Consider the following 11535-nt stretch of genomic DNA (forward strand, 5'->3'; position numbering starts at 1 on the left):
GTCAGATGGGCAGCTTGCGGAAGATGCTCCGCGGGACGTGCCGCAACACCATCATCACGTAGCGGAATGTTGCCGGCGCCCAAACCAATTCCTTACCTTTAGCGGCAGCGGTGACCGCGAGGTCGGCGACGTACTCCTTGTCGACGGTCAGCGGCGCTTCTTTGGCGCCGGTCGCCTGCCAGTATGCGATCGTCGTGGTGGTGCGAACCTGGCCGGGACGGATCACCAGCACCCGGACGCCGAACTCGCGCAGTGCTTCTCCGAGCCCGAGATAGAAACCGTCCAGGCCGGCCTTGGTGGAGCCGTAGACGAAGTTCGACCGCCGCACCCGCTCCCCGGCGGCGCTGCTCATCGCGATGATCTGGCCGAAGCCCTGGGCCTTCATCTTCTCGCCCAGCAGTACACCCACCGAAACCGCTGCGGTGTAGTTGACTTCGGCGATCTGAACCGCCTTGCGCTGGTTCTGCCACAGCTCCTCCGCGTCGCCGAGCAGGCCGAACGCCACGATGGCGACGTCGACGTCGCCGCCGGCGAAGGCTCGGTCGATGACTCCGGGATGGCTGTCGGTGCTGGTGGCGTCGAAGTCGATCCATTCGACGGATTTGGCGCCGGCCGCCGTCATCGCGGCGGTGGCTTCCGCCTTGCGGGGATGGTCGGGCAAGTCCGCCAATATGATTCGCGCGGCAGCGTTGCGCAGATAGCGTTCGCAGATGGCCAACCCGATCTCGGAGGTGCCTCCGAGCAGCAGGATGGTCTGCGGATTACCGACAGCGTCCAGCACCATCTAGAGCAGCTCCAAACGTCGGGCCATGTCAGAGGCGAACACCCCTGACGGGTCAACCTTGCGGCGCACCGCAATCCATTCGTCGATGCGCGGATACATGGCGTGGAACGTCTCGGCGCTCACGCGGGAATCCTTGGCGGTGTAGACGCGGCCACCGAATTGCAGTACCCGGCGGTCGAGTTCGTTGAGGAACTCATTGATGCCGGGCTTGTTGGGGAAGTCCATCGCGACGTTCCAGCCGGCCATCGGGAAGCTCAGCGGTGCGCGATTGCCGGGGCCGAACAGCTTGAACACGTTGAGCGCCGAGTAGTGGCCCTGGGTCTGGATCCAGCGGATGATCGCTTTGAACTCGTCCATCGCATCAGGTGGGACCAGAAACTGATGCTGCGCGAAACCCATTGGCCCGTAAGCATTGTTCCAGCCACTGACCAGGTCCAGCATGTGGTAGAACTGCGACAGGTTCATGATCTTGCCGCTGTAGGTGCCACCCAGCCGGTAATACACCTCGCCGATCGCCATGAAGGACAGCTTGTTCATCGCACTGACCGGAAACACGTTCGGCACCGTAAGCAGTTGCGGTGCATCGAATTTCAGCGGATTCTTGGCCAGCTTCGGGGGCAGTTGATCCAGCGTCGCCAGACTGCCGCGGCTGACCGCAGCCCGGCCGAGCTTCGGCGGCGGACTGATCAGGTCGAACCAGGCGCTGGAATAGGTGTACTTGTTCTCGCTGCCGTCGAGGTGCACGGCGACGGTCTCGTCGAGGTCCTTGGTCGCCACGCCGTCGGCGATGAAGTACGCCGTCTCGGTCGGTGTCATCTCGATGGTGGCCCGCAGGATGATGCCGGTCAGGCCGTTGCCGCCGACGGTCGCCCAGAACAGCTCGGCCTGCTCGCCGTCGGGAGTGAGGCGGCGGATCTGCCCGTCCGCGGTGAGCAGGTCCATCGACCGCACATGGTCGCCGAAGCTGCCCGCGCTGTGATGGTTCTTGCCGTGGATGTCGCAACCGATCGCCCCGCCGACGGTGACCTGTCGGGTTCCGGGCAGTACCGGGACCCAGAGCCCGAACGGCAGCGCCGCCTTCATCAGCTGATCGAGGCTTACGCCGGCCTCCACGTCGACGATCCGAGTGTCGGCGCTGATCGAGTGGATGCGGTTAAGCCCCGTCATGTCGATCACCAGGCCGCCGCCGTTTTGTGCGTTGTCGCCGTAGGACCGACCCAGGCCGCGGGCGATCACGCCGCGGCCGCCGGCTTCGGCGACGCGGGCGACTGCCTTGGCCACCACTTCGGGATCACGGGTCGAAAGCACATCGGCCACCGACGGCGCGGTGCGGCCGAACCCGGTCAGCCGGGTCGGGGTGGTCGGTATATCAGCGCTGAACATCGTCCAAGAGGGTACCGCGAGCCCGGGTGACGACGATGCGGGACGCGAGCGTCCGGGTGCGGCGGCGAATCGAACGCTGAAGCCGGCTCAGCGAACGCGGAAGATCACGGTGCGCTGCACCACGAAGTTGATGACCGTCGCGACACCCTGGGCGATCACGAACGCGACCGGGATCGCCCAGCTGCGGTAGTGCAGCAGCGCCAGGCACAGGTGGTTCAGACCGACCTGCACGGCGAAGGTGACTCCGTACAAAGCCATGACGGCGGCGAACCGGGAACGGCTCGGCGCGGCCTGGAACGTCCACCGCCGGTTGATCAGATAGGCGGTGATGGTGCCGATCACCACGCTGATGAACTTGGACAGGTCAACTTGCAGACCCACACCCTTGTAGAGCGCCACGTAGACGCTGAAGTCGACGATGGCCGCGAACACGCCGGTGATGACAAAGCGCAGCGCCTGGGTGGTCAGGTGCAGATATTTGTGCTGGTCCTCACCGGCCGGCACGGCGTCAGGTTCGGGCGGGAGCGTCGTCAACTGGGCAACTTCACCGAGATCAGCTCCACCTGGGTGGGGCCCTGCGGGGTGGAATAAGTCACCGTGTCGCCGGCTTGGTGGCCGGCCAGTGCCTGGCCCAGCGGGCTGCGGGCGGTCAACGTCTCGGCTTCGTGACCCACCGGCGTCTCCTCGACGATCGAGATGACGTGCATCGTCACCACCTCACCGTCGGCGAACCGCAGGGTCACCTCGGTTCCGGCCGGCAACGCATCCGACGGATCGGTGTCGGCCGGCCCGGCCTTCAACCGTCGGTCCAGTTCGTTGATCCGATCCGCGAGCACGGCCAGTTCGTCGGCACGCTGGATGGCTTCGGCGGCGTCGCCATGGTCACCGACCATGCCGCGGTCATTCTTGACCTCGACCTCCAGCCGGTCGCGCCGCTGCCTGAGCCGGTCCAGTTCGGCAGCGAGGTTGTCGCGCGCCGCTGCTGCCAGGTCAGTTGACTGGGCTTCCTCGCTCACCTGCGCCGCCTTTTCGCCCTGTGAAGTGCCGTCGGAGATTTGTGGCTTTCAGTGATACACCACAACTATCCCGGCCGTCACTGGTATTCCGCGCGGCAGGGACCCCGTTGGCTAGCGCTGAGCGTTCTGAGCAGGCAGCGCCGTCAGCGTGATCACCTCGTTGCCGCTCTCCCGGGCGGCGATGCGCGACACCCAGGTCCGGCCGCCGGTGGCGTGCGCGAGGGTCCGCTCCACGGTGTCGAACGTCCAGGCTGCCGAGGCTTCGGTGGCGGTGCTTTCCACGATCCGGATGTCGACCACACCGCGGTCGGCCAGCAGTTCGAACAAGTCGCGTTGCGGGTCGTTGGCGGCGATCAGGGTGGTGTGGCCGAACTGCCGTCGCAGCGCGGCGCGGATGTGTTGGAGCACCTGCCAGTCAAGTGCCGGTTCGGTTCCAGCGCAAGCGAATTCGATGTCGAACGCGAGCTCGAAACCGTGCAGGAACAGGTGCTTGCCGTCGTCGGACCAGGAACGACGGCAGCACGACAAGGCACCGAACCGCTTCCGCAGATGAGACCGCGCCACCCTGCCGATCGGGGCGTCGTCACGATGCATCGTGGCGGTATGGACGGTTTCAGCAACAGCTAGATCGGTCATGGTCATTCGGCCGCTAATTTGACGAGCTCTTGTCTGGTGCGGGTGAGGAAGTCGCGCTGGCGCTCGGCGCTGTGCCGCAATGCGCCGTAAAACGCCAGGGTGGTGGTGTCGGCGTGCGGCGCGGCGCACGCGTAGGCGCCCTCGACCAACACGCCCACCCCGTACGGGGCGAGTTCGTGGTGCACCCACAGGCCGATCCGCGTCGCCATGCGCTGCTGGACCTGGATCCCACTCGAGCACGCATCGACGATCCGGGTGAATTCCGGATGCTTCAACGGCTTTCCGCTGCGCAGGTAGCCGATGTGCACGGCACCGTGGAACGGCAACAGGTGCTCTTCGCACAGGGAATGAAACGGGATCGGGCGCACCAGTTCGAGATCGACTTCGGCGGGTGGTGCAACGTCACCACCGATCGGATAGTGCAACAAGGTGTCGACGGCGAGCGAGGTGCCGTGGTCATGACGCAGCATGCGGCATAGCCTCGGACCGCATCCTTGGCGGATCCTCAAAGGATTCTTGGCGACGGCGGCCCTTGGCTAGCCGTTGTTGCCAGGCGAGCCATTCTGTCCGTCGCCGCCGACCTGACCCGGCCCACCCGTGCCGCCCGTCGCGCCGGTGCTGCCGCTCAAGGCGCTACCGGCTCCGCCGCTGCCGCCGCTGCCGGCCGCACCCGCCGCGCCACCGCGACCGCCCGCGCCGAAATCGCCGCCACTTCCGGCGGTTGCGCCGGTGCCGTTGGTGCCGATGGCACCACCGTTGCCGCCGTCGCCACCCACCCCGCCGGTTCCTCCATTACCGCCAACGCCCCCGATTCCGCCCGCGCCGCCGCTGCCGGCGAGCAGTCCGGCGCCACCGCCCTGACCTCCCGCTCCGCCGGCACCGCCGTCGCCGCCCGCTCCACCGGCGCCGCCGTCACCACCATCGCCGCCGTCACCTGCCACCGGGTTGCCGGTGGTGCTGATTTGGGCGGCACCGCCGTTGCCACCGTTGCCGCCGTTGCCGCCGAAGTCGCCACCACCTCCGCTACCGCCGAGGCCGCCCGCACCCCCGTTGCCACCGTTGCCGATCAACAGTCCGCCGCGACCGCCACTGCCTCCGGTGCCGCCGACGCCGCCGGCGCTGCCGGACATGCCCGTCCCGCCGAAACCGCCGTCACCGCCGTCGCCGCCGGTCGGCCGCGTGAAGTAATTCGCCGTAGCCGTCGCGTCGCCGCCGGCCCCGCCGTCACCACCTTGGCCGCCGTATACCCCGCCCGGTGCGCCGAATCCGCCCCGACCGCCGGTCGCCAAGGCGAGACCCGACGTGCCGGCGTTGTCATTCATGAAGCCAAGGCCACCGTCGCCCCCCGCACCGCCAGCTGCACCGGCGCCAGCCTCGCCACCGTTACCACCGGCGCCGCCTAGCCCGATCATGACCTTTCCACTGCCTGAACTGCTCGTGGCGATGCCTCGACCACCCTCTCCGCCGGTGCCGCCGCCGACTCCGGGGCCTCCCGCTGCGCCGGTGCCGCCGGTGCCGCCGCCGCTGATGATGGTCGTTCCGCCGTCGTTGAATTGAAGGTGCCGAAGGCGCCGGTCGCTGCCGTCTGTCCGGTGGGCGTGGGGTTCACGCCACTGGTTCCGGCCAGTCCCTGGCCGCCCTGACCACCGTGACCCCCGCTGCCGAACACCGCGGCGTTGCCGCCGCTGCCGCCCATCCCGGCCAGACCGCCGTTGAAACCGGCAACCGCGGCCCCACCGGTGCCGCCGGCGCCCCCGTTGCCGTAGAGCAAGCCGCCGGCGCCGCCGGCGCCGCCCACAGCACCCAGCCCGCCCCGGCCGCCGGCTCCGCCGTTGCCCAGCAGACCTGCGCTGCCACCCGAGCCCCCGGCCACTCCGGTGGCAGTGCTGTCTCCGCCGGCGCCGCCGTTGCCGAACAGCAAGCCACCGGCACCGCCGGCCTGCCCGACCCCGTTGACCGTTCCGCCGGCGGCGCCGTCACCGATCAGCGGACGGCCGAGCAGTAACTGGGTGGGGGCGTTGATCACCCCGAAGACCGCCTGTCCGGCGGCGTCCAGCGGCGCGGCGCTAGCGGCTTCGGCTAATGCATAAGACCCGCCGGCCGCATTGAGTGCCTGCATGAACTGGCTATGGAAAACCGCGGCCTGTTCGCTCAACGACAGGTAGCCCTGGGCGTGTGCGCCGAATAACACCGCGACCGCTTCAGACACCTCGTCGGCGGCCGCGGCCAGTACGCGGGTGGTGGGGCCGGCCGCTGCCGCGTTGGCGGACTGGAGTGCCGATCCGATGTCGGCCAGTCCGGTGACGGCCGAGGAAAACGCTTCCGGGACAGCGACCAAGTAGGACACCGCATCTCCAATCCGATGTGTTCTGCCCACCCCGCAACAATGTGGCGGATCGTAACCGGTGCAGCGACACCATGTCCGGCGTTTTGGCGAAGCCGATCTGACGCTCAGACCCAGTAGGGCACCCGGGCGCGGTACTGCCGCATCGCGATCGCCGCGAGCGCCCAGCCGACGATCGTCAGGACCACGACCACCGCCCAGTGCCGCAACTCCTGGTGTGCGCCCAGCAACGGTGCCCGCACGATGTCCAGATAGTGCAGCAGCGGATTGAGTTCGACGATCTTGGACCAGTTGCCGGCACCCTGGTGGCGCAGCGTGTCGTCGTTCCAGATGATCGGCGTCATGAAGAACAGCAACTGCACCAGCGAGTTCAGCAGCGGGCCGATATCGCGGTAGCGGGTCGCCAGAATGCCGAAGCACAGCGACACCCACACCGCGTTGAGCATGATCAACGCCAGCGCCGGAAAGACCGAGAGGTCCGCCCACGACCACGGCTTCGGGAAGATGATCGCGACCACGACATAGATCACGATGTTGTGTGCGAACAGGATCATCTGCCGCCACACCAGCCGGTACACGTGCACGCTCAGCGGCGTCGGCAACTGCTTGATCAGCCCTTCGTTGGCGACGAACACGTCGGCGCCCTCCAAGATGGCGGCATTGATCAGGTTCCAGATGATCAGGCCGAGCGTGACGTACGGCAGGTGCACCGACAGGTCCAGATGGAACAGCTTGGAATACAGCCCGCCCATGGCGACTGCGGTGGTGCCGGTGGCGATGGTGATCCAGAACGGTCCCAGCACCGAGCGGCGGTAGCGCTGTTTGATGTCCTGCCAGCCCAGGTGCAACCAGAGTTCGCGGCGGTGGAAGCCGGCGGCCAGATCGCCGCGGGCCCGGGCGAACGTCTTGGACTGCGCCGCCGCGTCGATGAACGTCATGCCGAACCTCCGGGCCGTCCGAACTGTTCGCGCCGCCCCAGGCGGCGCAGCCGACACCATTCCAGCAAACCCTCAGGGTCGCGTCGGGTCACCAGGAAGAACCAAGCGAACCGCACCCATTCCTGGGGCAGCAACTTGCGCAGACCCGGCTGGGACAACACATAGCCGCGGTTGCGGTAGGTGAAGTACCGCTTGCTCGGGTTGTCCGGGTACTGGGTGTGCATGCGCCCGCCCAGGATCGGTTTGAACTCGTCGGATCCACACGGGTGCAGATAGGTCGCATCCAGACAGGTGCCGAACGGCAGGCCGGAGCGGACCAGCCGACGGTGCATCTCCACCTCGTCGCCGCGGATGAACAACCGCAGGTCCGGCACCCCGACCGCTTCCAACGTCGAGGCCCGGAACAGGGCGCCGTTGAACAGCGACGCGATACCGGGCAGCAGGTCCTGACCCGGCGCGGTGCGCAATTCGCTTGTCCGCCTGCGCCATACCAGACCGCGGCGCAGCGGAAAGGCCAGCTGGTCGGGGTCGTCGATATTGCATACCATCGGTGACACTTCGGCCAGCCGGTGCTTTTCCGCGCAGGCCAACAGGGTCTGCAGCACGTCGGGTCCGTGCGGGTACCCATCGTCGTCGGCTAACCACACCCAGTCCGCGCCGTGCGCCAACGCAAGGAGCATGCCGAGTGCGAAACCGCCTGCGCCACCGAGGTTTCGGGCAGAGTTGAGGTAAAGCTGCGGAATCCGCTGACTGTCCACCAGGCGGCGCACCCGGCTGTCGGCGGAGTCGTCGTTGTCGATGACGATCAGCTTGTCGGGTTGCCGGGTCTGACCGCTCAGGGCGTTCAGCGAGCGAGCGAGTTCCTCAGGGCGCCGATGGGTGACGACCACGGCGAAGACGGAATCACTCACCGCCAGAGGCTCTTTGGGTCAGGTCATCGCGGCGGGTCTCGGCCAGGACCTCGCGCACGTGCCGCGCCGCGTCCTCGCCTTCGTAGGCGCGCACCACATCTTCGATTTCACCCTGCTGCTTGATGACGCCGTGGTCTATCCACATCGCGGTCTTGCACAACCGAGCCAGGAACTCGTTGGAATGGCTTGCGAATACCAGGATTCCGGAGCGTTCCACCAGGCTCTGCAGCCGTGACTGCGCTTTCTTGAGGAACTCGGCGTCCACCGCGCCGATGCCTTCGTCGAGCAGCAGGATCTCCGGGTCGATGCTGGTGACCACGCCCATCGCCAGCCGCACCCGCATCCCGGTGGAATAGGTGCGCAGCGGCATCGACAGGTAATCGCCCAATTCGGTGAATTCGGCGATCTCGTTCACCTTGGCCAGCATCTGCCTGCGGGTCTGCCCGAGGAACAGGCCGCGGATGATGATGTTCTCGTAGCCGGAGATCTCCGGGTCCATCCCGATGCCCAGGTCGAACACCGGCGCCACCCGACCGGTCACCTTCGCCCAGCCACGGGTCGGTTCGTAGATGCCCGAAAGTAGGCGCAGCAGAGTCGATTTCCCGGCACCGTTGTGGCCGACCAGGCCGACGCGGTCGCCGAGTTCCAGCGACATGGTGATGTCCCGCAACGCCTCGATGACCACCACGTTGGAGCTGTTGCGGCCGATCGTGCCGCCCGCCTTACCCAGGAAGGCCTTCTTCAACGATCGCGACTTCGCGTCGAAGATGGGAAATTCGACCCACGCGTCGCGTGTCTCGATGTGCGGCCCGCTCGACACGGCTTACAGATACTGTCCGGTGCCGTGCGCCCCGCCGGGGTGGCCCTGTTTGCCCATCCCGGGCGGCAGCGCACCCTGGCGCATCTGCTCCAGTTGTGCGCGCGCTGCCATCTGTTGGGCGAACAGCGCGGTCTGAATGCCGTGGAAGAGCCCTTCCAGCCAACCGACCAACTGCGCCTGGGCGATCCGCAACTCGGCGTCGGACGGGGGCGTGTCCTCGTTGAACGGCAGCGTCAGCCGTTCCAGCTCCTCGCGCAGTTCCGGGGCCAGACCCTCCTCGAGTTCACGGATGCTGGTGGCGTGGATGTCGCGCAACCGGGTGCGGCTGGCGTCGTCGAGCGGTGCGGCCCGCACCTCTTCGAGTAGCTGCTTGATCATCGTGCCGATCCGCATGACTTTCGCCGGCTGCTCGACCAGGTCGGTCAGCGAGCGTTCGTCGGAGTCGTCGGCGTCCTCAGCCTGACGCAGTGCCATCAACCGCGGATCGACACCGCCGATGACCTCGATACCGTCGTCCTCCGGGCCCGTGCTCACCCCATCACCGTCCTTCACGCGTGCTGTCAGCGGTGCGTCGCCGCGTAGTCATGCCATTCGTAGATCTGGGCGCCGCCGTTGTCGTAGATCAGTGTCCAGTACGGCGACTTGTCCAGTGAGATTAGCCCTTCGGGAATCTTGAACCCGCGCACCGTGGGGCCGCTGGCCAGCACATAACGGATGTTGAGGGCTTTGATGGCTTTGGGGACCCGCTCGTCGCTGTCGCCTTTTCGGGCGTAGGCCCAGATGATGTAGCGGTTGGGCCCCGGGCCCATCTGCACCGGGTAGTCGTAGTGGGTCCACAGCGGATGCAATCCGGCCACCGCGTACATCCAGGCGGTGCCGTCGACGTTGGAATCGGCGATCAGGGTGTCCCGCGCGCCCGGCAGCGTCGCCAGGTACGCCATGGCGTCGAGATCCTGTTGATTGACCATGATCTGGTCGTACTTGTCGCCGAACAGGAACCGGTGCCGTGGGAAGTAGTGCCAGGCACCGCCCACGCAGATGCCCACGATCACCACCGCGGCGGCCGCCCGCCACAGTTCCGGCGGCATGGCTTGGGGAACGCGACGCCGGACCAGCGTGACGACTCCGCCGACGATCGCGACCAGCGCGACGGCCGCCATCAGGGTGAACAGCGGGGTCGTCGCGGCCGCTATCCGGCGCGGGTCTTTGTAGAAGAACTCACCGAACGCGCCGGCGACCCGGCCGAACGGGCCCCAGAGCGGGGTGCCCGCGTCGACGTTGATCACGATCAGCAGCAGCCAGACCGCCAGCGGCCACGGCACCTTCAGCAGTGCCAGCCGCCAGGGGAGTTTGAGGACCCGGCGGTTCCGCCTGATCCCGTCGACCAGGATGATCAGCCCGCCCACAGCGCACAGGAAGCTCAGCGCCCACTGGTAGGGGAAGTCGTTGAGGTGCCGGGAATGCATGAACACCGCGTCGAACAGACCGTGCCGCATGCTCAGGTAGGTGAGGAACGAGTGCCCGGCGATGATGTCTTCCTGCTGCGACACGCTCAGGAACTGCGGCAACAGGATCAGCCCGGCCAGCACGCCGACGCCCAGCAGCGTCAGTAGGTCGGCGAGCCGGCCCCGAACCGGACGCCAGAGCAGCTCGAACAGATACCAGCCACCCAGCAGCAACAGCACGATGATGCCGCCGGTGATGTGCACCGAGAAGACGCCGACCAGGGCCAGCACCGCCACCGGGATGCGGTCTCGGTGGCCGGGGGTCGAGGTGATCAGCGCCATGACCGGGATGGCGACGCCGTAGGCCGCCAGGTTCGGCATCGCCGCGGTGTCGAACTCCACGTAGGGCACCGCGGTGAAGGACGCCGACAGCGCGGCGGCCGTCGCGGAGATCGCCGCGGTGCGCCACTCGGTGGTGTGGCTGCGCAACACTTTCCAGGCGAGCACCGCGGCGCTGACCGGGAACAGCCAGATGGCCGCGGCCAGCGAGCTCAACGTGTACCCGGTGGTGGCGGCCGCTCCGGTCAGCTGGCAGAACACCGCGGCCAGCGCGTGGAACACCGACGGGTAGTACAGCAGCGCGTGTGTTTCGACGTTGCGCAGTTCGCCCATGTGGGTGGACGACGCCTGGCCGGTGTCCAGGATCCAGCGGACTTCGTTGGCGTGCCAGACCGCGTCCCAGGTGCTGGGAATCGTCTGCCAGTGCGGAATGCCGCTGAACGCCGCCCAGCCGATCAACACGACCCCCAGCAGCACTCCGGCCGCGACCAGCAGGCCGGGGCCGGGTTGGACCGCGCACGCCTCGGCCGGTTTGTCCCGGAAACGGGCCAGCAGCAGCGTCAGGATCGTCGCCGCTACGCAGACGACCGCTAGCGCCGCCAGGCCCGTCCAACCGTTCCAGGGGATGCCGAGGGCGCCGTAGGGGATGATCGCCAGCGCCACCACGCCGTACGTCAGCGCCGGTCCGACCGCGATCGCGATCGGCCAGTTCAACTGCGCGATACGTGCGACGATGGCACCCGGCGCGATCAGCAGGATCAATGCGATCAGCGTTCCGAACCACAAGCTCACTCGACTAGTATGGCTGGCCGGGTGTCCTCACTCGGGAAGCCGTAACGGCTGGAACGTCAATGGCGCACCCGCTACCGACAATCCGTTCGCAAAACGGCGAATGTTCTTGAGGACTTTAAGGTGGCTG

The 11535-nt window shown here is 67.2% G+C and carries 11 protein-coding genes and 1 pseudogene; all 12 read right to left on the reverse strand.

Annotated features, from left to right (window positions below):
• Nucleotide 1: 1 nt before the first annotated feature.
• The 12 genes and pseudogenes from dprE2 to AC5Y5Z_RS11040 all read right to left on the reverse strand — a co-directional run bounded on the left by dprE2 (nucleotide 2) and on the right by AC5Y5Z_RS11040 (nucleotide 11408).
• On the reverse strand, nucleotides 2-784 hold the full coding sequence (dprE2, locus tag AC5Y5Z_RS10985; protein WP_463826166.1) for a decaprenylphospho-beta-D-erythro-pentofuranosid-2-ulose 2-reductase: 783 nt from the start codon (nucleotides 782-784) through the stop codon (nucleotides 2-4).
• Nucleotides 785-2167 (reverse strand): decaprenylphosphoryl-beta-D-ribose oxidase, encoded by a 1383-nt coding sequence (gene dprE1, locus AC5Y5Z_RS10990; RefSeq protein ID WP_499925107.1) that lies wholly within the window; start codon nucleotides 2165-2167, stop codon nucleotides 785-787.
• A gap of 87 nt (nucleotides 2168-2254) precedes the next feature.
• A complete protein-coding gene (locus AC5Y5Z_RS10995; RefSeq protein ID WP_463826422.1) occupies nucleotides 2255-2620 on the reverse strand; it encodes a GtrA family protein in 366 nt (121 codons plus the stop codon).
• A 77-nt stretch (nucleotides 2621-2697) separates the two neighbouring features.
• Entirely contained in the window at nucleotides 2698-3183 is a 486-nt protein-coding gene (locus AC5Y5Z_RS11000; protein ID WP_473138631.1) for a GreA/GreB family elongation factor, read from the reverse strand.
• A gap of 111 nt (nucleotides 3184-3294) precedes the next feature.
• Nucleotides 3295-3825, reverse strand: a complete 531-nt coding sequence (locus AC5Y5Z_RS11005) for a 6-carboxytetrahydropterin synthase (protein WP_463826163.1) — start codon at nucleotides 3823-3825, stop codon at nucleotides 3295-3297.
• Nucleotides 3822-4289, reverse strand: a complete 468-nt coding sequence (locus AC5Y5Z_RS11010) for a GTP cyclohydrolase I (protein ID WP_473138628.1) — start codon at nucleotides 4287-4289, stop codon at nucleotides 3822-3824. The genes AC5Y5Z_RS11005 and AC5Y5Z_RS11010 overlap by 4 nt, the downstream gene beginning before the upstream one ends.
• A 66-nt stretch (nucleotides 4290-4355) precedes the next feature.
• Nucleotides 4356-6166 (reverse strand): annotated as a pseudogene (locus AC5Y5Z_RS11015) (PE family protein).
• 104 nt (nucleotides 6167-6270) lie between these two features.
• Nucleotides 6271-7101 carry a galactan export ABC transporter permease subunit Wzm/RfbD gene (wzm, locus tag AC5Y5Z_RS11020; protein WP_463826160.1) on the reverse strand — a complete coding sequence of 277 codons (831 nt, stop codon included), beginning with the start codon at nucleotides 7099-7101 and terminating at the stop codon, nucleotides 6271-6273.
• Nucleotides 7098-8012: a galactofuranosyltransferase GlfT1 gene (gene glfT1 / locus AC5Y5Z_RS11025; RefSeq protein ID WP_499925109.1), complete on the reverse strand. Its 915-nt coding sequence runs from the start codon at nucleotides 8010-8012 to the stop codon at nucleotides 7098-7100. Before glfT1 ends, wzm begins: the two co-directional genes overlap by 4 nt.
• On the reverse strand, nucleotides 8005-8832 hold the full coding sequence (wzt, locus tag AC5Y5Z_RS11030) for a galactan export ABC transporter ATP-binding subunit Wzt/RfbE (protein WP_473138626.1): 828 nt from the start codon (nucleotides 8830-8832) through the stop codon (nucleotides 8005-8007). The genes glfT1 and wzt overlap by 8 nt, the downstream gene beginning before the upstream one ends.
• A gap of 3 nt (nucleotides 8833-8835) precedes the next feature.
• The gene (locus AC5Y5Z_RS11035; protein ID WP_473138925.1) at nucleotides 8836-9306 is read right to left on the reverse strand and encodes a bacterial proteasome activator family protein; all 471 of its coding nucleotides are present in this window, start codon (nucleotides 9304-9306) and stop codon (nucleotides 8836-8838) included.
• An 86-nt stretch (nucleotides 9307-9392) separates the two neighbouring features.
• A complete protein-coding gene (locus tag AC5Y5Z_RS11040) occupies nucleotides 9393-11408 on the reverse strand; it encodes a DUF6541 family protein (protein ID WP_499925110.1) in 2016 nt (671 codons plus the stop codon).
• Nucleotides 11409-11535 lie beyond the last annotated feature (127 nt).

The sequence above is a fragment of the Mycobacterium sp. NGS29 genome (assembly GCF_059812965.1).